This window comes from Acinetobacter thutiue (genome assembly GCF_030385805.1).
In the GTDB taxonomy this organism is placed as follows: Bacteria; Pseudomonadota; Gammaproteobacteria; order Pseudomonadales; family Moraxellaceae; genus Acinetobacter; species Acinetobacter corruptisaponis.
This window is the reverse complement of record NZ_JAUDZE010000001.1, coordinates 669,218-694,986: the sequence shown is the minus strand read 5'-3', so window position 1 is coordinate 694,986 and position 25,769 is coordinate 669,218. Positions and strand designations below refer to the sequence as shown.

The 25,769-nt window shown below is 37.9% G+C and carries 30 protein-coding genes; 19 read left to right on the top strand and 11 right to left on the bottom strand.

The window, feature by feature from the left end; genetic code table 11:
- Nucleotide 1: 1 nt before the first annotated feature.
- The 5 genes from QTA56_RS03385 to QTA56_RS03365 all read left to right on the top strand — a co-directional run bounded on the left by QTA56_RS03385 (nucleotide 2) and on the right by QTA56_RS03365 (nucleotide 5,261).
- Nucleotides 2-1,840 carry a hypothetical protein gene (locus QTA56_RS03385; RefSeq protein ID WP_267979534.1) on the top strand — a complete coding sequence of 613 codons (1,839 nt, stop codon included), beginning with the start codon at nucleotides 2-4 and terminating at the stop codon, nucleotides 1,838-1,840.
- Complete coding sequence (locus QTA56_RS03380) at nucleotides 1,833-2,063, top strand: hypothetical protein (RefSeq protein ID WP_267979533.1); 231 nt, start codon at nucleotides 1,833-1,835, stop codon at nucleotides 2,061-2,063. Before QTA56_RS03385 ends, QTA56_RS03380 begins: the two co-directional genes overlap by 8 nt.
- Before the next feature lie 59 nt (nucleotides 2,064-2,122).
- Nucleotides 2,123-2,518 carry a hypothetical protein gene (locus tag QTA56_RS03375; RefSeq protein WP_267979532.1) on the top strand — a complete coding sequence of 132 codons (396 nt, stop codon included), beginning with the start codon at nucleotides 2,123-2,125 and terminating at the stop codon, nucleotides 2,516-2,518.
- A 60-nt stretch (nucleotides 2,519-2,578) separates the two neighbouring features.
- Nucleotides 2,579-3,160, top strand: a complete 582-nt coding sequence (locus QTA56_RS03370) for a glycoside hydrolase family 19 protein (protein ID WP_267979531.1) — start codon at nucleotides 2,579-2,581, stop codon at nucleotides 3,158-3,160.
- Nucleotides 3,161-3,290: 130 nt separating this feature from the next.
- Nucleotides 3,291-5,261: a hypothetical protein gene (locus QTA56_RS03365; protein ID WP_267979530.1), complete on the top strand. Its 1,971-nt coding sequence runs from the start codon at nucleotides 3,291-3,293 to the stop codon at nucleotides 5,259-5,261.
- A gap of 404 nt (nucleotides 5,262-5,665) precedes the next feature.
- On the opposite strand, the gene QTA56_RS03360 is transcribed toward QTA56_RS03365, so the two are convergent.
- Nucleotides 5,666-6,307 carry a hypothetical protein gene (locus tag QTA56_RS03360; protein ID WP_267979529.1) on the bottom strand — a complete coding sequence of 214 codons (642 nt, stop codon included), beginning with the start codon at nucleotides 6,305-6,307 and terminating at the stop codon, nucleotides 5,666-5,668.
- Nucleotides 6,308-6,319: 12 nt separating this feature from the next.
- On the bottom strand, nucleotides 6,320-6,538 hold the full coding sequence (locus tag QTA56_RS03355) for an excalibur calcium-binding domain-containing protein (protein WP_267979528.1): 219 nt from the start codon (nucleotides 6,536-6,538) through the stop codon (nucleotides 6,320-6,322).
- 194 nt (nucleotides 6,539-6,732) lie between these two features.
- Here QTA56_RS03355 and QTA56_RS03350 point away from each other — a divergent pair, with 194 nt between their 5' ends.
- Nucleotides 6,733-7,305 carry a DUF6932 family protein gene (locus QTA56_RS03350; RefSeq protein WP_267979527.1) on the top strand — a complete coding sequence of 191 codons (573 nt, stop codon included), beginning with the start codon at nucleotides 6,733-6,735 and terminating at the stop codon, nucleotides 7,303-7,305.
- Nucleotides 7,305-8,228: a hypothetical protein gene (locus tag QTA56_RS03345; RefSeq protein ID WP_267979526.1), complete on the top strand. Its 924-nt coding sequence runs from the start codon at nucleotides 7,305-7,307 to the stop codon at nucleotides 8,226-8,228. Before QTA56_RS03350 ends, QTA56_RS03345 begins: the two co-directional genes overlap by 1 nt.
- 32 nt (nucleotides 8,229-8,260) lie before the next feature.
- Here the strand turns inward: QTA56_RS03345 and QTA56_RS03340 are convergent, their stop codons facing one another.
- Nucleotides 8,261-8,632 carry a hypothetical protein gene (locus tag QTA56_RS03340; RefSeq protein ID WP_267979525.1) on the bottom strand — a complete coding sequence of 124 codons (372 nt, stop codon included), beginning with the start codon at nucleotides 8,630-8,632 and terminating at the stop codon, nucleotides 8,261-8,263.
- Between the two features lie 162 nt (nucleotides 8,633-8,794).
- Between QTA56_RS03340 and QTA56_RS03335 the strand changes: the two genes are divergently transcribed.
- Nucleotides 8,795-9,898: a hypothetical protein gene (locus QTA56_RS03335; protein WP_267979524.1), complete on the top strand. Its 1,104-nt coding sequence runs from the start codon at nucleotides 8,795-8,797 to the stop codon at nucleotides 9,896-9,898.
- 151 nt (nucleotides 9,899-10,049) lie between these two features.
- On the opposite strand, the gene QTA56_RS03330 is transcribed toward QTA56_RS03335, so the two are convergent.
- Nucleotides 10,050-10,367 (bottom strand): Arc family DNA-binding protein, encoded by a 318-nt coding sequence (locus QTA56_RS03330; protein WP_267979523.1) that lies wholly within the window; start codon nucleotides 10,365-10,367, stop codon nucleotides 10,050-10,052.
- A 118-nt stretch (nucleotides 10,368-10,485) separates the two neighbouring features.
- On the opposite strand from QTA56_RS03330, the gene QTA56_RS03325 reads away from it, so the two are divergent.
- The 11 genes from QTA56_RS03325 to QTA56_RS03275 all read left to right on the top strand — a co-directional run bounded on the left by QTA56_RS03325 (nucleotide 10,486) and on the right by QTA56_RS03275 (nucleotide 17,862).
- Nucleotides 10,486-10,644, top strand: a complete 159-nt coding sequence (locus QTA56_RS03325) for a toxin-antitoxin system HicB family antitoxin (RefSeq protein WP_267979522.1) — start codon at nucleotides 10,486-10,488, stop codon at nucleotides 10,642-10,644.
- A complete protein-coding gene (locus tag QTA56_RS03320) occupies nucleotides 10,641-11,426 on the top strand; it encodes a phage antirepressor KilAC domain-containing protein (protein ID WP_267979521.1) in 786 nt (261 codons plus the stop codon). The genes QTA56_RS03325 and QTA56_RS03320 overlap by 4 nt, the downstream gene beginning before the upstream one ends.
- A gap of 72 nt (nucleotides 11,427-11,498) precedes the next feature.
- Nucleotides 11,499-11,816, top strand: a complete 318-nt coding sequence (locus tag QTA56_RS03315; protein WP_267979520.1) for a hypothetical protein — start codon at nucleotides 11,499-11,501, stop codon at nucleotides 11,814-11,816.
- The gene (locus QTA56_RS03310; protein WP_267979519.1) at nucleotides 11,813-12,112 is read left to right on the top strand and encodes a hypothetical protein; all 300 of its coding nucleotides are present in this window, start codon (nucleotides 11,813-11,815) and stop codon (nucleotides 12,110-12,112) included. Before QTA56_RS03315 ends, QTA56_RS03310 begins: the two co-directional genes overlap by 4 nt.
- Before the next feature lie 549 nt (nucleotides 12,113-12,661).
- A complete protein-coding gene (locus QTA56_RS03305) occupies nucleotides 12,662-13,315 on the top strand; it encodes a hypothetical protein (RefSeq protein WP_267979518.1) in 654 nt (217 codons plus the stop codon).
- 603 nt (nucleotides 13,316-13,918) lie between these two features.
- Nucleotides 13,919-15,739 carry a non-contractile tail sheath protein gene (locus QTA56_RS03300; RefSeq protein WP_267980032.1) on the top strand — a complete coding sequence of 607 codons (1,821 nt, stop codon included), beginning with the start codon at nucleotides 13,919-13,921 and terminating at the stop codon, nucleotides 15,737-15,739.
- 94 nt (nucleotides 15,740-15,833) lie between these two features.
- Nucleotides 15,834-16,166, top strand: coding sequence for a hypothetical protein (locus tag QTA56_RS03295; RefSeq protein WP_267979517.1), 333 nt, complete (start codon nucleotides 15,834-15,836; stop codon nucleotides 16,164-16,166).
- A gap of 108 nt (nucleotides 16,167-16,274) precedes the next feature.
- The gene (locus tag QTA56_RS03290; RefSeq protein ID WP_267979516.1) at nucleotides 16,275-16,556 is read left to right on the top strand and encodes a hypothetical protein; all 282 of its coding nucleotides are present in this window, start codon (nucleotides 16,275-16,277) and stop codon (nucleotides 16,554-16,556) included.
- A 78-nt stretch (nucleotides 16,557-16,634) separates the two neighbouring features.
- A complete protein-coding gene (locus tag QTA56_RS03285) occupies nucleotides 16,635-17,093 on the top strand; it encodes a hypothetical protein (RefSeq protein ID WP_267979515.1) in 459 nt (152 codons plus the stop codon).
- A gap of 154 nt (nucleotides 17,094-17,247) precedes the next feature.
- Complete coding sequence (locus QTA56_RS03280; protein ID WP_267979514.1) at nucleotides 17,248-17,577, top strand: four-helix bundle copper-binding protein; 330 nt, start codon at nucleotides 17,248-17,250, stop codon at nucleotides 17,575-17,577.
- 90 nt (nucleotides 17,578-17,667) lie between these two features.
- On the top strand, nucleotides 17,668-17,862 hold the full coding sequence (locus QTA56_RS03275) for a hypothetical protein (RefSeq protein WP_267979513.1): 195 nt from the start codon (nucleotides 17,668-17,670) through the stop codon (nucleotides 17,860-17,862).
- Nucleotides 17,863-18,001: 139 nt separating this feature from the next.
- Here QTA56_RS03275 and QTA56_RS03270 read toward each other — a convergent pair whose 3' ends face one another.
- The 7 genes from QTA56_RS03270 to QTA56_RS03240 form a co-directional block, all read right to left on the bottom strand.
- Nucleotides 18,002-19,282 (bottom strand): mechanosensitive ion channel family protein, encoded by a 1,281-nt coding sequence (locus tag QTA56_RS03270; protein WP_267979512.1) that lies wholly within the window; start codon nucleotides 19,280-19,282, stop codon nucleotides 18,002-18,004.
- A gap of 116 nt (nucleotides 19,283-19,398) precedes the next feature.
- Nucleotides 19,399-19,938 (bottom strand): DUF2058 domain-containing protein, encoded by a 540-nt coding sequence (locus QTA56_RS03265; protein WP_267979511.1) that lies wholly within the window; start codon nucleotides 19,936-19,938, stop codon nucleotides 19,399-19,401.
- 3 nt (nucleotides 19,939-19,941) lie between these two features.
- The gene (locus QTA56_RS03260) at nucleotides 19,942-20,622 is read right to left on the bottom strand and encodes a YoaK family protein (RefSeq protein WP_267979510.1); all 681 of its coding nucleotides are present in this window, start codon (nucleotides 20,620-20,622) and stop codon (nucleotides 19,942-19,944) included.
- A gap of 15 nt (nucleotides 20,623-20,637) precedes the next feature.
- Nucleotides 20,638-21,837 (bottom strand): serine/threonine transporter SstT, encoded by a 1,200-nt coding sequence (gene sstT, locus QTA56_RS03255; RefSeq protein WP_267979509.1) that lies wholly within the window; start codon nucleotides 21,835-21,837, stop codon nucleotides 20,638-20,640.
- Between the two features lie 196 nt (nucleotides 21,838-22,033).
- Nucleotides 22,034-23,731 carry a SulP family inorganic anion transporter gene (locus QTA56_RS03250; RefSeq protein ID WP_267980031.1) on the bottom strand — a complete coding sequence of 566 codons (1,698 nt, stop codon included), beginning with the start codon at nucleotides 23,729-23,731 and terminating at the stop codon, nucleotides 22,034-22,036.
- A gap of 90 nt (nucleotides 23,732-23,821) precedes the next feature.
- Entirely contained in the window at nucleotides 23,822-24,133 is a 312-nt protein-coding gene (locus QTA56_RS03245) for an ArsR/SmtB family transcription factor (protein ID WP_267979508.1), read from the bottom strand.
- Between the two features lie 683 nt (nucleotides 24,134-24,816).
- On the bottom strand, nucleotides 24,817-25,383 hold the full coding sequence (locus QTA56_RS03240) for a TetR/AcrR family transcriptional regulator (RefSeq protein WP_267979507.1): 567 nt from the start codon (nucleotides 25,381-25,383) through the stop codon (nucleotides 24,817-24,819).
- Nucleotides 25,384-25,769 lie beyond the last annotated feature (386 nt).

Sequence of the window (25,769 nt, the reverse complement as noted above, 5' to 3'; positions counted from 1 at the left end):
TATGAGTGACAGTTACGAACATATCAAACCATATTCGCTCACATGGGTTTATCAAGAAACCCCTCAACAAAGCACACTGACTGCACCTTATGATTTGCATGCAACTTATATTAAAGATGAGGTTGTAAATAACGGGCAATTACTGGTCTTTATTAATGTCTCGTTTGTATCTGTGAGCCATGGAACAGCAGACATTAACTATGTACGTGGATTAAGCCTTGGTTGTGGCTTTAACTACAGGACAGCGGTGCCAGCGTTAATCGATACAGGCTTCAGGTTTGGTAAGGCACGATTCAAGGCGCATAACAGCGCCTTTGTTTTTGAGCGTGGCTTAAGTCTTTCCAATGCTGTGACTAGTGGTTTTGATAAGGGACAGACTCTCCAGCATGCCGTTCAAACTGTATTTGAGGAAGCAACAGGGCTTTCCAGTGATTTACGAATCGTATGGCAGGAGAATGACAAGCGGTTTATTGCCAGGACACTGGTGTTTGAAGAATCAGAAAAGCTGCTGATCAATCGTCAGACTGACTGGCAGGAAATGATCAGGAAACGCAGGAAATTTACCTTTAGTCATGAAGTCGCAGATGTGTTTGAAAAGTGGTTTACGTTCAAACATGACAAGGGACTGGAACTGGTCACGACTGATTCGATTCTCTGGGAAGTGGCAAGGGCTGTTTATTACCGCAAGTCATCTGTCGATCCAATTGAACCACAGCCAAAGCCTGAGTATGTCGGGTCCACCGACCTGAATTTTATCTGTCTGTGCAGTGGGCCTGATCCACATAACCTTGTTTTAAATTTTGGTGCTGATGACTGTATTCCGAGTCTGGCACCAGTCAACTGGTGGTATATCGTGAATGATTTAAAAGTGACACGTTTAGATAACGGGCAGGAAATTCAGGTCTACAATGGTGATTATCGCTGTGACCGTGGCTCATGGTGTTGGTCCTACAACCTGACCATTCCATTTTATGAAAAATCAAAACTGGATCCAGTGGACGGCCAACCTGTGATTTTAAAAATCATGATCAATGGTAATGAGCACCGCATGTTGCTTGAGAACATTTCGCGCTCTAAACAGTTTGCAAAGGATGTCTATAAGCTGTCTGGCCGTAGTCCTACAGCCTTGCTTGATGCGCCTTACTCGCCGACACGATCATTCACTCAGGAAAATGAGCGAACATCAGTACAGTTGGTCCAGGCAGAACTGGATCGGGTGAATAGCGACATTACCCTAAATTGGGAGCTGATTGATGCATTGGGTTGGGTATTACCTGCCAACAGCCTGAGCTATTCAAACCAGACACCGATTGCCGCAATCAAGCTTATTGCCGATGCCGCAGGTGGCTTTATCTACAGTGAGCCAGACAACAACACCTTGACGATCAAGCCTCTTTATAAAAAGACTTTTTGGGATCCAATTGACATATCAGACTATGACCGCGTGATTCCTGAATCTATTGTTACAGACCTTTCAACCGATTATGCAATGTATCCCGACTATAACGGGGTTTTCCTTACCAATGACCGCAATGGTGACACAGGACAGGTGAAACGGGTTGGGACAGCTGGGGATGTTCTTCAGGAGTCGATTAACAATCCACTGCTCACATCAGTAAGCGCCATGCATGAAAAGGGACGTGCAGTTTTAGCCAAGGCTGGCATGGTTGAAAGCCATAGCCTGTTGATGCCCGTGTCAGCACAGGTCGGCTTATGTACACCAGGTGAACTGATTGCATTTAATGGGGATTGGTGGGGTGTAGGTGATGGACTCAGTGGAACATTTTCGCATGATGTTGTGAACCAGACCGTATCAGTGGAGAGGGTGAACCGTGAGTAATGTTTTTAATCGGTTTCTTGATTTAATACCCAAGAATCCCGAATTTATAGCGACAGTGCAAAGTGCGGACCACCCAAGCTACAAGGTTTTGGTTGTGGATGGCACGGGGCTTGTGCTGTGTACCAGTTCAACAGTTTTTAACGTGGGAGACCGAGTTTATATTAGTGGAAATGAAATAAAGAGAAGTGCGCCAACAGGCGTTGTGTATCAGATCGAAGTATAGACTTAATTAAATAAATAGGCCGCTTAAATGCGGTTTTTTCTTTTTTGGAGAAATGAAAAATGGCAGAGCCAGTAAGCAGTGGTGTTGGAATGGCGGCAGCCATCAAGATGTACGGAATGGTTATTTTGTTGGGGATTATGATTTTATCAGCTGCACTGGTGTATCTGGTTGTAGTGATGACACGGATGCCGAGAACCCGCAGTGAATGGGTTGTGAGCCTGATTACCACAGTGGTGGGTAGTATAGCTGGTGGTGGTTTCCTGATTCAGTACTTTGAAATGCATGACTACCTTTTAACATGGTCGGGGTTATGTGCAATAGGTGGTATTTTCTTTGCCGCAGGTTTGCCGTTTTGGGCAATCATTCGGTGGACATTCAACTATGTGAACGCGCGGGAGAATGCAACGATCCTGGATGTAGGAAAAGAACTCAAAGATTTTAAAGACAACTTTTAACAACTCAATTTAAACCGATGCCGCCTTGTGCGGCTTTTTTTACGCTTAAAGGAAAGTGAAATGAAAATGACATCAGGTGGTTTTAATATTTTACGCAAAAGTTTTGGAAAGTTGACTCAGGATCAGGTAGACGGCATTAATTTTCTCGTATCAGCCTTTGATGCTGATAAGACAATTTCTTACCCGCAGGCTGCTTATATGCTTGCAACAGCATGGCATGAAACAGCACAAAAAATGCAGCCAATCACAGAATATGGCAGCGTAAAGTATTTTGATAAGTATGACACGGGTACATTGGCAAAGCGTTTAGGAAACACCCTAGCACTTGACGGTGATGGCTTTAAATATCGTGGACGTGGTTATACTCAAATTACAGGCACGGATAACTATAAGCGTGTCGGTAAAGCACTTGGGATAGAATTATTCAACAATCCTGATCTGGCTTTAAAACTAGATGTCGCTGTGAAAATCATGATTCACTGTATGAAAAATGGTGTATTCACAGGTAAAAAGCTTTCTGACTATATCAACGCAACATCTAAAAACTATTTGAGTGCTAGACGGATCATCAACGGTACTGACCAAGCGCAAAAGGTTGCTGACTATGCGGTGGTATTTGAAAAAGCTTTGAGGTGTCCCTGACATCGTGAAGCGTAATTGCAAACGTTCACTATCATCATTGATAGTGAGTATTTTCATCTACGCCTTTCTACCATAATTTATAAGTTTGTTTTATATTAATTTCTCATAACAAAATAAATAGGTTAATAAAATGACAACAGATGCAGATATTACCACTTGGTCAGGCCGTACTCAGGAAAGTAAGAATAAAGATTTTATAAATGTTGCTGATTATGGAGCCATTGGTGATGGCGTTTTGCATCCTCTATCAGAAAAATATAGTAATTTAGCTGCTGCGCAGATTGATTATCCTCAGGCAACTTCTTTGACAGATTCCATTGATTGGGCTGCATTTCAAAAGGCATTTAAAAATGATGTCAATGTCTATGCAAATCATGGTTTATTTATATTAAATAAACCATTGGTAGTGGGGAAACAATTACGAAGATTCATAGGGACAGGTCATGGGGCTTGGGATACTATTTTCCATAACCGTAAAAAAACATGGGATGGAACGAATTTAATTTTTACAGACTTGGCTAAACTAAATACCATTAAGGGAATTACCTCTCAAAACAAGTTTGGTGGCAGTCGCCCAGACAATGATGATCCAACCAAGATTTATAATTTAACTTCATTTATGCAAAAAGACGGTACAAATACCGCTAAACCATTCTCTGCTGCGATAAGCTTTGAATGGGCAGAGAACTCAGGTACTAATGCCCAAATTCTGGAAAGCTTTAGGTTGGTTCCTGCGAATGGTGAGAATTTTATTTCTGAATATGATAAACCAACAGATTCTCTAGGAGCAGATATTGATATTGGTATTTATCGGTTAAATACTGAATATAATCAGATTCGTAACTTCCAAGTAGTGGGTTATTGGCGTATTGCTGCTGTTGCAGATGTCCAAACTGGACAGGGTGTTGCAGGACGTGGTGAACGTAATACATTAGAAAATGGAACATTACAGGGCTTTTGTGGCTTACTGGAACGAGCTTCAGACCTACAACCAATCACGGCATATACGTCCAACTCTTTTACTATTCCATATTTTGATGAATGGTATTTTAACCCCACAGGTTCTTGTCAGTTAGGGGTTTTATCAGGTTACTACAACTGGACAGGTATAAATGTCAACCAATCAGTCGGTACAATTACATTTACTGGTGTGACACCTGAAATTACAACTAATATTATAGGTTTTCAATTTCGCTCTTTTTTTCGTGGGACTGGTAAGGCAGGAACACGTTATATTAATTTAATGGTACATGGCTTAAATCATAAGTCAGGCAAGACAGGAAAACAGTTAGGCTTCAGCGAGTTTACAAGGGCGCATGAGGTTAGCGGATGGCCTATTAGAGGTGTTGAATATTTTACTTTTAAGTCACAGATGGTGAGTAACGAGCCTCTAAGTGCTTTCTACGGAAACATGGCAGATGCACAATTTTATGGTTCACAGCACGAAAGTGGGAAAGTTCTTGCAACTCCATATACATCACAGCAAACATGGGCAGAATATCCCTGTTTTGATACTCGTGCAATTCGTATGTATTCATGGATTGCTAATGACAAGTCTATGTTTACTCCCCGCTCAAGTTACGATGATCAAGAGCTTTTCAGCATGTCTGACTTGTCTGGATATTTTAAAATCAATTTACCTGCTACTATGTCAACCCAAATAATCAAAAATAACTCGCAATCGATCTATTACTATAACAGTACGGCTGTATTGGGAGGGTGGAATACTTTAGGTAATTTTGAGATAAAACAAAACGTTGTGTTTACTGATAATAGTAGCAAATTAATATTTACTGGTAATGCATACTTACAGGCCAATAGCACGAATAGCCTAACAATTTATGGTGGTTCAGGAACAGTTGCACCAGGTAGAGGAACAAATATCCAATCGCTAGGTTCATCGGCAGAATCTTGGCTTTCTGTTTATTCTAAAAAGTATATGCATACTTCACAAGTTGGGATTTTGTTTGGAGAGGGTGATCCAAATGGACAAATTTCTGCGTCAGTTGGAAGCATGTATTTACGGACGGACGGTGGTGAGGGAACAACATTGTATGTGAAAGAGACTGGAGTGGGGAGTATGGGGTGGGTGGCAAAATAGTTGAAATAGAAAAGCCTCTAGAGGCTTTTCTTGTTACCAAGATATTTGTATAAATTTCCCTGAAAGCTACCTTAAAAATAGATTGATAGAAAAATATGCTTTTAGAGCGATCAATCGGCGCTTCTTTATAGATACACCATTTTACTCATAACCATGTCTCTTGATTAAGTTACAAAATCAAAATAACCATAGTTTCTAAATGAGTTTGATCTAAGTCCATTACCTCAAATAAAACCCAAGACATAAGATCAATACTCCAGGCAACATACATAAAAAGCCCATTGCCTTAGCTTCTTGAGTATTTCTGATGTGTCTATGAAATATATGAGAACCAAAGATCATTCCGAAAATAGCCAAAATGAATCCAATAATTATTAAAAATGCTGACATCGCTTTTTTACTCGTTAAGATGCTTTCTTATCAAAATTAGAGCTTAAATACACAACATTCTTTGGCTCAACCAAAGAGACATTTTTCTTTTCATCTATCACGGCACAAAGGGCAGAGCCGCATAAAATGCGATATTGTTTTGGGCCTGTATCTGTACCAGTTATTTTTACTAAGGGCTGTATTGTCATATCAGTAAGTATTGTTTGGCCAATTGCTTTGCCTTTTTGTTCAATATGGCTAAGAGAAAAAAGTGCCCCAATAAATAGTGTATAAATTATGAATGTTGTCAAAGTAAAAACCGAATAATTTCTTTCTCTTTCATCAGTCAAACTTATGTTATGTGGTTTAACTTCATGTGGAAGTCTGAAATTAATTTTACTTCTCAAAAAGCTAACGATTTTTTGATCTAATTCTGCTGTAACAAAAATATATCTTGAGACATAGAAAAGGGTAGTGATAATAAAAAAGTATATTAAAGGTGCTTGTCCTTTTATGAACCCCCAGTAAATTTTATCTTGGATACTAAAATTCAATACAACAGGGTCAACATAAAAAGGTCGTAGTAAACCCCCTAAGTAAGCTTGCCCCAATGCAAATAAAAAAATTGCTGTTAAAGTAACAATGATTGCTGTATCCAACGAGAAATTAAACTTCATGCTCTTTCCTTATTATTTCTTCTTGGGACAATTCTTGCCACTTCCACCTGGTAAGCAATCACATGCTTTGCCATCTCCATCGCGGTCTAAGCTTTTCCATCCAGTTTGATCAGCTTTTTTACGCTGTTCATACCATGTTTGAGCTTCTTTTTGAGTTCCAAAGTCTGCACATTTCTTTGCATAGATTGAAAGAGGTATGAGCATTAATAGCATTGATAAAATAAGTTTCATTATTTCCCCACTTAAAATATAAGTTTTACTAAACAATAAATTTAGATAAATAAATTAAAAAATACAGTGATTTATGCGCTAAATGGTAGCACAAAGTGCCCCAATATGAGTTATAGTTTATCTATTTAGATAAATTGATTGTTCCTAAATGGGTACTATCAATTCAAACTAGAGGTAAGGAATAATAAGGAATTATGGACACAAAACCCCATCTCTTTAATATAGCAGGCGTAATTCCTCCCGTTGATGAAAATGATGGAGCAAGTCGTCATCGATCACCATATACAATTTCCATTATTACCTTGATTGAACTATTTGCTTATACAGAAGAAAGAAAGGTCATTTTGGATGGTTTACTACGTTATCGAGCAGAATTATATAAAGCTGGAATAGTAACTGGTTATCAATGGCTCGATGGTAGTTTCACTACTGATATCGAGGTTTTAGAAAATAGACCTCCTAATGATATTGATGTTGTTACACTTTTCCATCTTCCAAATGGTGAAACACAACTAAGCTTTTTGCCAAAAATAAAAGATTTATTGACACCAAAACTTACTAAGTTGAACTTTAAAGTTGATGCTTATCCAGTAATTTTAGGGCAAAATTTAACTTATGACTTAATTCAACACATCACTTACTGGTATAGCATGTGGTCACATCGTAAAAGTGATAATTTATGGAAAGGATTTCTACAAGTGCCACTTAATTATGAGGAAGATCAACAAGCTATAACTTTACTTAATTGCAAAGGAGGTATAGAGTAATGAATGCTCTTATGTATGCCAACCTTACTGCGGAAAGAAACACCCTTAAAGAATTATTAGCAAATATTCCAGAAGAGAATGTTATTGATAGATATGGATTGGAAAATAGGCTTGAAGAGGTCGAGAGCTGTTTGGAATCAGTCAATCCTTATCATATTGTAAAAAGAGCCAAATTAACGTTTCGGGGTAATCCTGTTATTGGTAGTGAGGCTATTTCTGCCAGCTTTGCAACAAAGGCGACAAAGATATTTTCTGATGCAGTTTCTGCAATATCAGCAGGCCTAACTGGTGAGTTCCATTTTAAAGGTAAAATACCACATAGTAACTTGAATCAGCTTATGATCACTGGAACTGCTATTGGATCATTTGGTTTCGAGTTGGAGCTGCCAAGACCTGATCAAACTGATTTATGTCCTGAGGTTTCAATTACTGAAAAGTCGATTAATAATATTAGGACCTTATTTGAGTTAGCTGCTACTGGGACAGATGATGAATTAATTGATATTCTTGAAGAGATACATCCAAGAGCTATATCAAAAATCTATGAGTTTCTAAACTTTTTAGATGAACAAGATGCAAGATGTGGATTAGAATTCGATAATCATTTTTTCAGATTTCAGGACAGTAATCAGATTGCTTTTGCACTTTCTCGTTTAAATGAAGATAATTTTGTAGAAAAAATAATTCCATATAGAGGTATCTTTCAAGGGATTTTACCATCAACACATTCATTTGAATTTAAGACAGAGATTGATGGAGAATTGATTAAAGGTAAAATTAGTTCTGATATACCTAATAAGGATTTAATTAATCCTGAATGGTTATTTAAATCAGTTACAGTTAATTTTGCTGTCGCAACTATAGGAAATAGTAGACCTAAGTTTATTCTGAAATCTATAGATAATATTTCATTAAATAAGTGAAAAATTAGAAACCCACATATGTGGGTTTCTGCTTATACTTTATTATTGTATTCATCATCTATCTGATTACATACTATCGCCGTTTGCACTAATGGAGATAATTTATTTAAAAGCTCTATTAGGCTAGGTATGTTGCGAGCAGTAAAGTAAGTAATATCAGATCCTGTTGGACAAAATTCGACAATATATTTTGGTAAAGTAGAATCTTTACTCAATTCATAAAGCTGGATAGGATTACCTAAAACGCTATCATTAACTTGATAAGTACCGAACCCATCTCGATAGCCTAAAGAACTAATGACAATACTCAAATCAGACTCATGATTAATTTCTATGTATTCATCAATGAAATTGTTTTCTTCAATCCAGCCTTTCTTAAAGTCATAACCCCATAATTCAGACATTTTTGCTCCATCACATTTAATTCTAGTAAACGCATTCTATAAAAAGATTTTGTAGAATTTAACTACTCAAAACAATACAACACCTTACCCCGAAATTCCACCCCACAACACCCCCAAGTTGAGGTATATTTAGGGTTTGAACTATTGGTCTATGGGGGCGTAATGTATAGCAAGAATAATATCTTACTTCCAAGTAAATCAGCATATACATTGAAAGAAGCATGTAACGAATTAAATTTATATTTTAACCGAACTGATATTGATGAAAAATATATACTTGATCTGGTACATCAAGGTCATATTTGGTTTTATGCAAGATTTAGCAAGGAGAGTTATATTCTAACTCTTCCCATTCAATGGGAACTAGATGGTAAATTTGAATGTGAGGAGGAAAAAACCATTGAAGAGGTTCTATTTTTCAATAAAATACTGAGACATCAAACTAACTATAATGCTTATGGTGATTATGATTTATATTTAAAGTTAAGTATAATAGACGCATTTTATGCTTTAAATACAAATAGGATAATCGATCCTGTAGTCATTGATATATATGATCCTTACGATAACTTCCATTGGTTAAGCAATAAGCTAAGTGCAGAGAGTGCCCATAACTTAGAGTTGTATAAAGTTCCAGAAAATTTTAATAGAGATGATTTTTTTAGAGTAGTCCTTATCAATCACGAAAAAAAAATATGCATTAAAAAAATTACATGGTTTGATGTACATGATGAAATATATAGAGGGACAGATAGAGAGAATTATTATATAGAAACACCAGAAATGCATGAGATTGTAGAGCTTCATAATCAGGAAGTAGATAGAAAAATAAAACAATTTATCTTAAAAAAAGGCTGGACTCCTTATTATTGGTATGGAGACAAGGATATGGAATCATTAAAATTAGATTTTAGTCTGGAAGATATATTAATATTAAAAGAAGACATGGAGATTTTAAAAAAAGGCGACAGCCGAAGAATTAGAGAACAACCAGGATATACGCTACACTTAGATAAAAAAGAATCAAATGATCTATCTCCAGAAGCGATTCATGCTAATAAAAATGGGATTTCTAGTAGATCTATCAATAAAATTATCTATGCCCTTGCCGATATGGCAAATCTGGATATTTCTCAACCTCAAGCTGCTTTTTCGCAATTACAAATGTACTGTGAGAAAAATGGAGTTGAACTGCCCAATAAAGATACTTGTGGAAAAGCCTTTAAGAATGCAAAGTACCATTTTGATAATTTTAATTCTAAATAGACTCTAAATAGAACAAACCTAGAAAAAATCTAATCATACTAGCCCCATTACATAAAGGAGCTTTTTTATGAACTTATATATTTTAAAAATAAAGTTAATGCTAACTTACTTTTAAAAGTTTATGACTTAAAAAGCACTGGAAGATGTTTTTTTAAGTCTCTGAGGTAGAGTCGCCACGAATTTTTTTTATTAACGTAATACTATTACTTTCTTCCTCTGAAGCATCTTGTGAGACTACTGTTACTTTTGGATTATTTAGTAGATTCGGATCTTCTTGAATTGCCTTGATTGCCAAAATAACTGCATCTTGTATCAAGGATCGAGTGCTTTCATTGTGGCTAAAACTCTGCTCTAGACGAGCCACTACGTCAGCATTGATTGATCTGCCCAAGTTTGAAGCAGATTCAGTAATTTTATCTTTTAGTTCTTGAGGAAGGCGAACTTTTAACTGTGGATCTTCTCTGCTCATAAAGGGTAAACCATAAAAAATTAATCTTATTTTATAGATCACGGTGGTATTGACAATAGAACCACGGTGGTTTAAATTTAATTCGTATGAACCACCGTGGTTCTAAATTGGAGTAACAATGAAAAAAGTCAAAACAGTAGACGTAAAAGTTCGCCTCAACATTGAGCTACATCAAAAGTTAAAAGCGAAAGCACAGCTTGAAGAACGCTCAATGAATTATCTAATCAATAAAGCAGTTGAGTTATTGGTAAACCAAAGTAAGGAGGCAAAAGCATGAATGCACCTTTAAAGCCAATTATTACGATTAGCGGTAAACAACTACCTATTGTTGAGTATATGGGTAATCGTGTAGTTACTTTTGCAATGATTGATGAAGTACATCAACGTCCAGAGGGTACAGCACGTAAACGTTTCAATGATAACCGTGAGCGTTTTATTGAGGGTGAGGATTACTTTAAAGTTTGTGCGTCCGAAATTCGGACGCACAAAATCTGCTCAATATCACCCAAAGCCCATGAAGATGTCATCTTAATTACTGAGTCAGGTTATCTCATGTTAACTAAATCATTTACTGATGATTTAGCTTGGCAGGTACAACGCCAATTAGTGAGTAGTTACTTTAAAGTAAAAGAGTTGGTTCAGGTCTTTGACCCAATGAAAGCTCTATCAGATCCAAATGCTTTGCGTGGTTTACTGCTTGGATATTCTGAAAAAGTGATTGAGTTGGAGCAGAAAGTTGAAGTCATGCAGCCAACGATTGAAGCATTTGATCGTATTGCCAAGGCCGATGGGAGCTTTTGCCTGCGTGACACAGCAAATAACCTACAGATGCGCCAAAGTGATCTAATCAAATGGCTACAGTTAAACGGCTGGATTTACAAACGTCCTGGTAATACTGCATGGCATGGTTATAGCGATAAGCTACAGGCAGGTTATCTGGAACACAAAACTGAAGTGATTACTCGTCCTGATGGCTCAGAAAAAATTACAGAACAGGTGAGAGTGACACCAAAAGGTTTGACGAAACTTTCTAAATTATTAGGAAACAACAATGATTAATTCAGGCAATAAAAAAGCCCTCGACTTTGGACGGAAAAGGGCTTTTGGATTGCTAACACAGGAGTATTAACAATGAGCAGTATAAATGAATTTCCATATAATATGCAAAATATGAAAAAAGCAGAGGCAAAACCATTTGTACCGTATGGCTGTGTGCGCAATTTCTTTACTACTCATCAGGATGCGCAGGAACACCATGCTTACGATATAGCACAATGCTTTTTAACTCAGGCTTTAGCAACGGCTAAACTCCTTATTGATAATGGTGAGGATATAAACGGCTTTCGTTTCAACCACGAAGTGATTATTGATGCAATTTCTGGAATTGAGACTCAAATAGAAATGGCATTAAAAGCTTTGGAACATCAACCAAAGGGAGATACGGTATGAATGCTATTGTCCAGCCAAGTGCAGAAAAACAGGTTAAAACCTATGATGCAGGTGATTTATTGGATGTTTATGCCGTTGCTCATGAGTCAACAGAGTGGCTATCTACACTGATTACCCAAATTAAGAAAGAAGTGAAAAAAACTCAAACGGATCTTGAGGAGAGAGGTATTCATCCAGCAACTTTTTATACATTAGAAAGTTTGTTGGGTTTGACAGAGTATTTTGCTGAAGATCGAGCCAATTTCTTTGATGTACAACGAGAGGAATACGAAAAAGAATGGGAAGCCACTAAGTGATATTTCAGAGCCTTGCGAAAGCAGGGCTTTTAAATAACTTTCAAAGAAGAAAATATCTTTCTTTTATGGTTTGAAAAATTTTACAATTTAATTTTACGCTAAACTCTGCGTCATAAAAATATTTATATTATGTATCTTTTTGATTTTTAAATAATTTCAATAATATTCAAACCATTGCAGCATCATACTTTTCCTCTAATTCTAAAGTACTGATTTAAATTTCAGGGTAGGATAGCAGAAAATTGATCTTGATAGATGAGAAAAGCGTATCTCTAAAAATGAGACATTTGTCCAGCCTAAAGGTTAGGTGATTGATCAGTGGTGAAGAATCATATTTATTGCTCTAAAGCTATAACGTCGGGAAGATAGGCCAATTATTGTCTGAGCGAGATAAAATAATAGAACCTTGTTCAATTTATTAATGGCACTAAAGTAATACAACTGCACTTTATAGATTGTACTTAAAATCCATTGAATAAAAAATTTTGTTATTTAACTTAAAATAAATTATGCTTAAAGCTCCTAAATTTAAATAAAAACGGGCATTTAATGAGAAAAATATTTGCAGGGGTTATTGGGGGCGCAATCAGTTTGGTCGCTGTAAATGGATGGAGTGATACACCATTACAAATCAACTATGGCGCACCATATGCGTTAGGGGAGCAAACAACTCAACCACAAACTCCAGAATATCGGAATGAAACAAGTAGTGGTATTCAGTCATCGGTGTTTGCGGAATATTATGGTTCCAAGGTGGGAGGTGATGATTTTGACCAAGATGAAAAGCTTAATGGAATTGGGACAGGTATAACCTTTACCACGCTGGATACTTTTAGCACTACGCTAGGGATTAATTTCCAGAAAAACTCCGAGTGGAAAAGTACAGAAATAAATGTGAAAGGAGGTTATAAATTCTATAATCAGAACAATACCTATGCAAATGCCACATTGGGTGTCGGTTATGCGTGGTTCAAGGCGGATGATTATGATGTCAAGCTGCGTTATCTGACTTTACCTGTAGAATTTGAATTGGGGCATTATTTCCAGAAAGACATAGCAGGTTATATCGGGCTTGGTTATAAATGGTTATATATTGAAAATATGAAAGATGTATGCACAGGCTACTTCTGTTCCACAGAGGCTTCCGATGCCCTAGATATGGATGGCATCACTTATAAAGCTGGTGTTAGATATAATTTCTAGAAGTATTGTGAATTTTAATTTTAAAAGCTCATCTTATAGGTGGGCTTTTTTCTTAACCTTAATATAGATACTAGGAACATGGTTGGGCTTAACAATCTAGCTGGTCTTATTATTTTTTAACTGATTGAATATCAGTAGTTCCTCATTTACCTCTAATAACGGTTCACCACTGTGAAGCCATTTACTGATCATATCCAGAATATTTTCAGGATTTTTTCTATATTTTCGAATGACGCATTCCCAAATGTTACATACCCGCCAGCCTTTTAATGATCAAATTAACACCATATATTGTGTAAAGCCGTTAAAGGATGTTATTTCTTATTTCATCACTGTGATGTTGTTTTAATAAAACTGATGATCTGGAAATGATGAAAAAACCTGACTGATGTAGAAAGCTAAGAATTATTGGCCTATATATTTTTATAACCTTAAACTTTACATAAAATATGTTTAACTCATTTGGTGTTAAATAAAAATTACTGAATCAAACAGTTAAAAAAAGAATAGCTTTTAATATTAGACATGAATGTTGATATTAGAGAATCGTGAAATGTAAATAATCTTGAATATGAACACAATAACTTTACACAGGTTCCTAGCCTGATTGTGGAAACCCTCATCATTGATCGTTTTAGTCCTCAGTATTGGAGGATTGATGGTCCACAAACGATGTCTTTTGCCATTACAACCTATGGGAATGGCTTTGAGGCATGTTTTCGGTCACGTACCACAACAGACCTTGCGGGTATTAGCTGGGATTCCTATGATTCCAAGGACCACAAGTATTTGGCCTATGAGATCAAGTATGACTACACAGGTGTGATCTGGGATTTTGATATTGAATTGTCAGCTTCCATGCCAGTCCTAAATAATGAGGCCCTGACACCCACCTTAACAGTTCAATATCATGATAATGGTGAAGACAAGGTTGCCTATATTGTATTGTTCAACTATGCCGACCAACCAGCCTCAAGATCAGCACATATCCATATTGATTGGGATAGCGTGAAAGCAGGATTTTCCGCAACAGAGCATTTTCCTGTAAACAATATTCATCGAATTTCCTTTTCAGGAATTACTACCAGCTACACAGGTTCTGCAACAGTTCCATTGACACAAGCCGAGGATGGCTATATTCGTGTCACCAATTCCACTACCACAGGGCCAAACGCAACACTCACCTTAAATCGGGTGGCTGTATCGCAGCATCCCTATGGTATCTGTACGAGCTATGACGACCATTATGACCTGAATCCCCAGCGTCTGGTGGATAATATGCAGGCATTGGGCTATCACGGATTGATCAACCACTATTGTGGTATGTCCAAATATCCTGAAATGTCATGGCGAAATGATCTACATAAATGGCAGATTCCAGATACCCTTGTGACAGGTGAAGATGTAGTGAATCCCTGTACCCGTAAATGGCATGAGCATTTTGCACAGGCGCTGCATCATGCAGATATGCAGCCCGTATTTGGCGTTAGCTTTGAAATGTATTCTCTAGGTGCAAACGAGTTTTGGGCGCAAAGGGAATGGAACAGCAATTTGGGTCATACAGGCTATGAACCCCCAAGCTATTTCTTTAGTCTGTGTGACCAGAACGCGCTGGCATACCTGCATAAAGCATTTGTTGAGTTCGCCGATACCATGGTGATTGGTGGCTGTGAGGTGAATATGCAGATTGGTGAGCCGTGGTGGTGGTATAATCAGGGTACAAATCTGCCTTGTGTTTATGATTTTCCCACCAAGCTGGCATTTAATGCGGATACAGGTTTATATGCACCAGATTTAGGAACCATCTATGATGCCATGAATAAGGTGGGAACACCTTATGATGAGTTTAAGATCTGGCTAAGAAACAGGCTAGGACAAACCTGTCGGGAGATCAGGACGGTGCTTAAGGCAAAATATCCTGATGCAAAGGTCTGCCCATTGATCTTTTTCCCCACCATCCGAACACAGATCGAGACGCTTGCCAGCTATATCAATTATCCAAGTGAGCATTATTCATATCCAAATTTTGACTATATGATGACTGAAGCCTATGACTGGCTATTAGAGGCTAGGCTGGATCTGACTCATCAGACTGTTGCAGAAATCCCTACTCAGGAGCTGAACTATCCCGCAGACAAGGTGGCGTATTTATCTGGATTTGTACCAGACTCATCCATTGCGCATCTTTATGGTTTTGACCCAAACAAACCTTATCGCACACCTATTTGGCAACGTATTTTTGGTGATCTGAAAAATAATGATTCGCTGGGGCTGATGAAACAGTTGATCTGGGCATATCCGCAGGTGATGCAGGACTCAGTCACGATAGATATGGCACAGGCTCCAGATGGATTCTTTATGGAAAATACATTGCATTTCCCAATTACTGACAACACTCCGTATCCACCAGAGATTTATCTATAGGGGAAAGAGGCTGAAAAAATTCGCTTTCATTGATTTTTCAGTATAGATTGCTTATCTGGGTTATATTGAATACAACACTTTAAAGTGCATTGTTATGAAAAACAAAATTTTATTTCTCAGCTTTCTTTTAGTCTTGTTGACTGGTTGTAACAAACAGCCAGAAGTGAAAAATGAGAAAGCTCAAGAGAGTTTTGAGGCCGCGGATAACAAGATTTCCGAGTATCTGGATATTCTAGACAATCCTGACTCTCCAAAAGAGCAGCAGACACAGGTGCTGTGTAAGGACTATCCAAAACTGTATGAATCTAAATATGTACCCGCCTTGTTAAAGCTTGCGCCGAAAGACTATACCAAGGAAAAACTAATGGCTGACCTAAAGGTCTCAACTGACTATTATGCGGATAAGCTGGGTATTAGCTGTAAATAAGCCTGATAAAAATTGAAAAAAATAAAGCCCCAAATGGGGCTTTTCTTTGCGATAAATTTAGTATATTTAGTTAATAATGAGAAATTATGTACATATTTAAGGATAAATATGAGTGAAAAACATGAATTAAAAGAAAGCACAACCAATACCTTTATAGGATGGGCGGTCATCATCTTAAGCTTTATTGCAGGAAGTGTGTTTATTTTAATTTTTGGTCAGGTAGAAAGCCAAAATGACAGTTATGACACTGTGTATGTGTGGTCTGGCGTTATGGTCGCGATTGGATTGGGAATAATATTGAATGGCTTGCTATTTGGTTATTTGATCTTAAAAGTCAGTAGCATTTTGCAATACCATGAACAAAGAAGCATAACAAATATTGCAGAATAGGCACCATAGCCATACAAACAACAGGATATTCAGGTAATTCCAGCATGCTTAAATATTCCTAAAAAGAGGGATGTTTTTATGTGGATTTTCATCATTATGATTATTGTTGGTATTGTCATCACCCTGTTGGCCAAAAAAAATCAACATAATCAAACCTTGTCCACCTCTGCATCTGAGAATGAATCCTTTGCTGATAATGTGCTGTATACGTTTGAAATTGTGGGTGAACAGGCCTATCAGGAAAACCTAAGAAAGATTGCTGGAGTAAAAAATAAACAATCTAAATTTATCGAGGTGATGGCAAGGGTCTTTTCTGAACCATTGAACCAGTTTGACAAACATGCGATCAAGGTTGAAATTAATGGCTTAACTGTGGGGTATCTGAGCAAGGAGGGTGCAGGGAAACTTGCTGGCAATGTAATTGATACAAATGTTGCTGCGGTCATCAATGGTGGCTGGCTTGATGAAGAAGATGAGGGGAGTTACGTTGTAAAGCTTGCAATCCAAAGTTTGGACGATTTGCAAGGTAACCTATAATGATTTTTTGCATTTTTAAAATTTAATAGCCATATTTTATATTTAACGAAATAAAACACTTTTTACTTTTCATAACTCAATGTTGCTGTTTCATATCAGCTTAACTAAATAGATTATTTATTAATCATTTTTTGTTATTTAGTTGGAGCATAACATGGACTCAATCAGCTTTTCCGAATGTGCCAAAGCCTGTATTTCCTGTTCGTTGACCTGTACAACATGTGCAGACTTATGTCTCAGGGAAAATGATATCGACATGATGCGCGAATGTATCAAGAGATGTATTGAATGTTCAGAGATTTGTGCCTTATGTGCCAGGGCTGACCAGAGAAAATCATCTTTCAGTATGGAACTCTGTACGTTATGTGCAAAAATATGTGATGCCTGTGGTAAGGAATGTGCCCGACATAAAGCTGAGCATTGCCAGCAGTGTGCGCAGGCATGTCGTCAATGTGCAATTGAATGTCGAAAAATGGCCGCCTAAATATTTTAACCAGAGATATTAAAAACCGAATACATCGGTTAAAACAGGCGTATACTGAAAGACAACACCAGAACCAAACAGGACTAAAAGATGCTTGTTAAATTTGCAATTCGATTCATGGCTGTTTTGTTTTCAGTATTGGCTTTAGCCGCAATTGTTATTCACTTTTTCTTTTCGAGTGCCTTAACGACTGACTTATGGATTATTGTTGTTCCTGTTATTCTTGGTATCCCGATTCTGACCGCGGTGGTCGTTGCAAAAGATGAGGAACTTAGTGTTCATTGAATTGAGAATAAATCTTAATTTTACTTATTCATACTCAGTTCTATAATCTCATCATCGAAAGTAGATTCAATGTTTTGAGCTTTAAATAAAGCCTCCCATAGGGGAGGCTTATTCATTTGGAAATGGTGTAAAAGTTATCTCAGCCCTCACCCTCATTCAGACCTGTAAGAGAGGTTGGATTTGCAGCCCCAGTATTCAGGTTTTGAAAGTCATGACCTGATGGTGCCTGATAAATTCTCAATCCAAACTCAGGAATAATCGCAATCAAGTGATCAAAAATATCAGATTGAATTGCTTCATAAGATGCCCATGCCGTTGTATTTGCAAATGCATAGATTTCCAAAGGTAAACCCTCACTGATCGGCTGCAACTGACGGACCAATAATGTCTGGTTTTGGGCAATACCCTGATGCTGTTTCAGATAAAACTCAACATATGCCCTGAATGTGCCGAGATTGGTTAAACGTCTTTGGTTGTAGCGGGACTGGTTACTTAGGTGCTTGTTGAAATCCTCAATTTCAGATTGTTTGGCATCCAGATACTGATCCAATAGCAAGAACTCTTTTAACTTTTGCTGCTCCTCATCACTCATAAAATGTACGCTGCTTTGATCAAGAAAAAGTGACCGCTTGATGCGACGGCAACCTGCATTACTCATACCACGCCAGTTTCTAAAGGTATCCGTCACCAGTTTATTGGTTGGAATAGTGGTAAATGTCTTATCAAAGTTCTGTACGGTCACGGTATGTAATGACATATCAATGACATCACCATCCGCATTTAAAGAGGGCATTTCAATCCAGTCACCAATCCGCACCATGTCGTAAGAGGCGATCTGTACACTCGCCACCAAAGACAAAATGGTGTTCTGGAACACCAGCATCAGGACTGCCGCCATGGCCCCAAAGCCAGCAAGCAAGGTGAATACATCCTTTTTAAGGAAAGTACCCAGAATCATCAGACCACACACAACGAACAAAATAAGCTTAATCAACTGTAGATAACCCTTGATCGGCTTGTTCCGTGATTTTGGATTACGTTGATAAATCAGGTTAAAGATATTCAGTGCTTCACTGATGGTCAGTGCAATGGTGAGGAAAATGAATGCCTGGGCACCCATCTGAATAAACATGATCAATTTGGGTGAAAGATGAGGAATGGTGGTAATTCCATTCATAACCACAATGGCAGGCACAACATTGGCGAATCTGCGAATGATACTGTGCTGGGCAAAGATGGACTGATTGGTTGATTTTAGTTTGGTGACTAAATAGCGGATACCTCGAACAATCACTCTCTTGGCAATAAAGTTCGCTAACGCAGCAAAGAGAATGAGAACAATCAAGGCAAGCAGGGTTTCCAGCCACGGATAGTGGCTTAGTTCACTTCGAATATCAGCTATAAAATTTAAATAATCCAAACCTAAACACCTTAAAATTCTTGAAGTGGAATTTTAAGGTGTTAAACGCCGCTATGATAATTTGGTCACAGTTTATATACGATTCTTAAGAAATTTTAACATTTGTTAAAAATGAATTACCACATCAGGTCATCTGGAATCACATAGGCTGCGTATGGGTCTTCCTCATCCGTTGTTTGATCATTGGTCTGTGCATTATTATTCACAATGATAAAGCCCTGCATTTTCTGGTCAATTTTCTCAGCCAATGCTTTAGGGAGATAGGCATAACTCTCCTGATCCTTTGCAATCACAAGCGAACCTGAAACCAGCGCATTATAAACCTGTTGTGAGATATAGACTTTCTTGATCTTGCTGTCATCAATAAACTGGTAGACCGCATCACCGTCAGTTTGATTAACCTTATGTTGTTTAATCATCTGGATAATAGATGCCTTAAGGGCTTTTTCTTCCAATACACGCTGTTTTTCCAGATTGAGTGCCTGGTCTTTTGCCAGTTTCTCCTGATTGACACGGTCAATTTCCGCCTTTAATGCCGCATCATCATTCTGTCCAGTGCGCTGTTCATGCTGGGCTTGCTTGGTCAGTTTCTTTGCTTTTTTATTGTCAACTAAACCTGCTTTTAATAATTGCGCTTGTAGTGCATTTTTAACCATAATTTAATCCAGATTCGGGTGAGATGAAGAACGAAAATAAACGATCCAATACGTCATACTCATGACAAGGCTTAAACCTGCGGGTATGAGAAAGGTTTGTAATTTTAAATAAGGATAAAGCAAACTGGCAATCAGTCCACCCATTAAAAAACCAATAAAGATCAATAAATGTAAGGAAATACGGCGATTTTCAACTTTTAAGCCACGGGCCTTATATCCTAGTGTCAGACCAATATCGGTTAAGACACCAGATAAATGTGTGGTACGGATAATTGCACCTTTATAATGGCTGACCATCGCATTCTGCATGCCCATTGCCACACATGCCCAGAGCAGTCCATAACGTGGGAAAAATGGCAACAGGAGCCAGGTAAGAAACAGGAAAATGGCAACCAGACTAAGGGGAACGCCATAATGCCTGCCAAAGGTCACATGGCCATTCCCAAGAATTAGGCCGCTATAAAAAGACCCAATGATAAAACAAAGGATGACAAGGCTCAGATAGATAAAATGCTCAGGCTGCCAGTCAAGCAGACTCATTGCGAGCATGCTGACATTGCCTGTCATATGTGAAACAGACTGGTGTAGAACCGTGAATAAACCAAGAACGTTCACCATCCCTGCATTTAATGCCAATAGGAAAGCACCAAATTGAATCCAGTTAGGTAAACGTTGTAAGGGCATAGCAAACTCAGGCTACTAATTTTGGCGGTTTCGGAAATCTACAGCAGCAGTAAACAAAACATCGGTTGATGAGTTCAGCGCGGTTTCAGTTGAGTCCTGCAACACACTAATAATCATACCAATTGCAACGACTTGCATCGCAACTTCTGATGATATACCAAATAAGCTACATGCAACAGGGATCAGTAACAAAGAACCCCCCGCAACACCTGAGGCGCCACATGCAGAGACTGCTGCAACAATAGATAAAATCAGCATCATGCTTAAATCAACATGGATACCCAGTGTATTTACGGCGGCGAGTGTGAGTACGGTAATGGTGACAGCTGCACCCGCCATATTGATGGTTGCGCCAAGTGGAATGGATACACTGGCAGTGGCTTCATTGATGCCCAAACGTTCAGCAAGATCCAGATTGACAGGAATATTGGCGGCTGAGCTACGGGTAAAGAATGCAGTAATCCCACTTTCTTTTAGGCATTTAAACACCAGTGGATAGGGATTTTCTTTCATGGTAATGGCAACAAGGATTGGATTGATGACCAATGCCACAAAGGCCATAGTCCCTATCAGAACCATCAACAAATGTGCATAGCTGGACAGGGTTGCCAAGCCTGCATCGGCAAAGGTGACTGCCACTAAGCCAAAAATACCCACAGGAGCAAAACCAATAACGGTATGGATAATTTTATTGACTGCATCAGCAACATCGGTCAAGACTTGCTTGGTTGACTCTGAACTATGGCGGAGGGCTAGTCCTAGACCAATTGCCCATGCCAGAATACCAATAAAGTTCGCTTCGCTAATGGCTTGAACTGGATTTGCAATAAAGCTTAAAAGCAGGTTTTTTAAAATATCGGTAAGGCTTCCAGGTGCCTGTAAGGTTGTCTCGGTTGCCAAATGCAGGAATAGTTGGCTTGGAAATACGATGCTCGCAATCACGGCACTGAATGCGGCAAGCAACATCCCAACCACATACAGCACCAGTACAGGTTTTAAATTTGAGTTTTGTCCCACTTGGAAATTTGCGATTGAGGCAAGAACCAGAACAAACACTAAAATCGGTGCAACTGATTTTAATGCTTTAATAAACAATTCACCTAATAAACTTAGGTAGGGCGTAAAGCCAGGGAACAGCAATGCCACGCCAACCCCTAGAAAAATAGCGATAATAATTTTGCTGACTAAACTTAAGCGAGACAATACATTCAACATATAAAGGCCTTATAAACCAGTACACGGTTTAAGGTTAAACAAGCGCGGTATTCTATACCCAAGAACCGTGAATAATAAATTTTTTTTTGCAACCTAATTACGCTAAAAATATTGTAAAAAATAACGCAATGTTTTTAAAAGTCTTTTATAGAAACCTAGCATATCTTTTTGTATGAAAAAAGACCCGAAATATGGATTATTTGTTCAGGATTTCAGGTGAAAGCGTTTGTATTGCCTGATAGTGGGATAAAAATATTTTTCCATTTAACATATTGATTAACCTAGATGAATTCAGCCGATCCATGACTGGGCTCTTTACTTCAGATAAATGTAGCTGAATTTCCAGTTGCAATAATTCCCCATTAAGCTCTTCCAGCATTTCCACGGCACTCAGGTCAATATTGCTGATGCTGGAACAGTTAATCACCACATGCTGTATCTGTGGATTATGGCTGAGTTCCGTGATGATATAGCCCTTTAGCACATGCGCATTGAGGAAGTTAAGGTTCTCATCAATACGGAAAGATGCAATGGCTTCCGTGGTAAGCACATCATAGCGGGATACATTCCTAAAATGCTGTGTTCCTTCAACCAGACCAATCACGGCAATATGTGGACGGCTAATCCGCCATAATAAAAGAATAAATGTAAGGATGATTCCGATCACAAGGCCTGTCGAAATATCAATACAGGTGACACCAAAGAATGTGGCCCACATGGCCAGCCCATCGGCCTTGGAATATTTCCAGGTTTCAAAAAAGGGCAGGAATGTGACCAGTTTCCAGATGGAAACAAAAATGGTGGCAGCCAAAATGGTCAAAGGTAGGTTTTGAAAAAAACTGGTGAAATAAAGGCTGACCGCAATCATCAATAATGAAGACATGACCCCAGACATAGGCGTTTTGGCACCTGCATCACTATTGACAACCGTACGGGACAAACTTCCTGAAACTGCAAATCCCGTATTTATCCCTGCCGCAATATTGGCCAAGCCTAGAGCGATCAGCTCCTGATTGCTATTGAGGTCATCACGCTTTTGCAATGCGGTGGCCTGCGCAATCGCCAGTGACTCAACAAAACTAATCATTGCAATCATAAATGCGCTGGGAAGCAGTTTCTGAACCAGATCAAGATCCCATGTCGGAAAATGGAAACTAGGTAGACCTGTTGGAATGATCCCAACAGTTTTCAGCCCATGTTGATCCAGACTTAATAGATACACAACAATAATTGAGCTTAAAACCAATAACAGGGGAATGGTCTTATTTAAGAAATCTGATCGCACCCATTTAGGTAGAAAAACCAGTATGGCGATTGCAGCCAAACTCACGCCCACACTTAGAAAACTGATTTGATGGAAGTTGTTGACCAAACTTCCAACAAATTCTGGAATATTGTTGGTCTGTAATGGAATGTCGAGCAGAAACTTAAACTGTCCCAAAGCGATTAACAATGCAGATGCAATAATAAAGCTTTTGATAACGGGATGGCTAATGAGCTGGATCAGGAAGCCAAAACGGAACAGGCCTAAAATCAGTGAAATAATTCCGACCAGAATCGCCAGTAGACAGGCAGCCTCAATATAGGCGGTAGAGCCAATGGCAAAAAGAGGTTGAAGCGCTGAAAAAACCATCATTGAGATGATGGCAACAGGACCAATCGACAGTGTGGTGCTACTGCCTGTAAAGGCATAGATGATCATGGGTAGAATACTGGCATAGATACCCATCACTGGTGGAAGCCCTGCAAGCATGGCATAGGCCATTCCTTGGGGAACCAACATTGCAAGTACAATTAACGCAGCAACTATATCAGCCTTAAAGTGTGTAGGGTGATAGGTCTTTAGCCATTTCAGTGCAGGAAAGATGGACATATTCAGGTTGAACCGTTTTATGTATGAATAATTTATATTATATATAAATATATATTATCCATACAGAAAGCTAAAGCGATTCAGTACCAATTGCTTATTTAAGCGAAAGGTTTATATATTTGGACAGTAGTTTTCGTATAGGGTCTTTAAAACGACTTGGAGTTTAGGGTCACTAATTGAGTAAAAAATTTGTTTGCCTTCACGACGTGTCGTAACTACCTTGCTTTTTCTGAGCATCATTAACTGTTGGGAAAGTGTCGGTTGGAAGATCTGGGTAAGCACTTCAATCTGGGAAACATTCAGTTCCTGCTTGGCCAAGTGGCACAAGATGATTAAACGATCCGTATTTGCCAGAGACTTCAGCACATTTACAATTGAGTCGGCAGACTCTCTCATTGCCTCGATCTCAAGATCCTTTTGCATATTACTCTCACGACATTACAACCGAACTTAGTATAAGGTGAGTGAATCAAAAAATTGAAGTAAAACTGAATAATTGCAATGGTTTTTAATGAAAATATATATAAGTAAAAGTGATATATTGTCTTGTTTTTGCAGATTGCACTATTTTTTATTAAAAAAACGAGGAATATATCACTTTCCCTTTTATTTCATCTATTTTTAAAACATTGGGATAACTTTACAGAATGTGAGTAAACTCTATTATTTAATTTTACTAAACAATAGAATATGAATTTGTGGAATGATAAAGGTTAAAACACCAAAATATTTTCTAAAATCATGATTATATTTTGCCGTTTATCCTTGGTACAACAGAAAGGAAAAAAGTAGGGGAGAATGCTTCAATTTTGGCAAAAAGAATAAATATAAAAAAAATTCAAAAAGTGATTGCGCTTTAGAGAAAAGCATATATAATTAGAGTTAAGACAGAACGATCTGTCTGCATAAAAAGGAACTGGAAAGTACGTTATGTACAACAGCCAGAGGGTAATAATTTTATTATTCTTTATAACTCAGACGCAAGCGTGAGCCAGAAAAATAATTATAAATCACGCTTTATTTTTTCTTATCCATTCTCAGTTTGTTACTTCAAATTAGTTTATCTTCCCCATTTCTGCTTTCAGAAATGAAGAAGATTCGTTTACTCAGGCAAGTTCTTTTTCAAAATTGATTAAATGCTCAACACGTGACCAGTATTCATCTATTTGCACTGAGTCCTTATTGACGTGTGCCTGAATGGTCATGCCATCCAGAATACTGACAATCAGCGTGGCAAGGTGGGTAGGGTTGGGAATGTCGAGATTAGACAACAGGTTCTGGACCAATGCTGTCAACCAGACTTTATATTGTGTCGCAGGCTTTAAGGTAGACGGATAGATCTTAATCACCTCTTCCACTGCTTTCTGGAACATGCAACCATTAAAGTCATCAGTATGAAACCATGAATCGTACCATTTAAAAATCGCCCTGATTTGCGCTAAATGATCGGCTGGATCACATTGGGCCAAGGCTGTATTTAATGATGCCTGGAGGTCTGTATTACGCTGAAGTAGACATTCTTCAATAAGCTTTTCCTTGGATGGAAAATATTTATAAAAAGTCATCTTGGCTACGCCAGACTCACTGATGATTCGATCAACCCCGACCGAGTTATAACTATGCGAGTTAAAAAGTCTTAGTGCAGTGGTAATAATATCTTCTTTTTTTGACATACAAAGCCTCAAATTTGCTCATTGTCATTAGAGCATTGTTTGCATCCCGTTATGCAATTTTGGCAGCGATTTTACATGGTATTTAAAAAATATCATAGGGAAAAATAGCATTATTTATTTAACGGTTTTCTGGTTTTAATTTACTAAATATATGTTAAAAATAAAAACATGAATCTATAGGGTTAATTAAAATAATAAATTTATATACTGTTGTAAATAAATGAAATGGGTGCTTGAGATGGCTTTGATTTCTGAACACTTCTGACATAAAAATGAAATATTGAAGAAAAATAATAATATAATTTTATTTATTGATAATTATTTTCATTTATGCGTTCGATATTGATAAATATTAAAAAGTCAGTTGTTAGAATTACCTAAGTAAC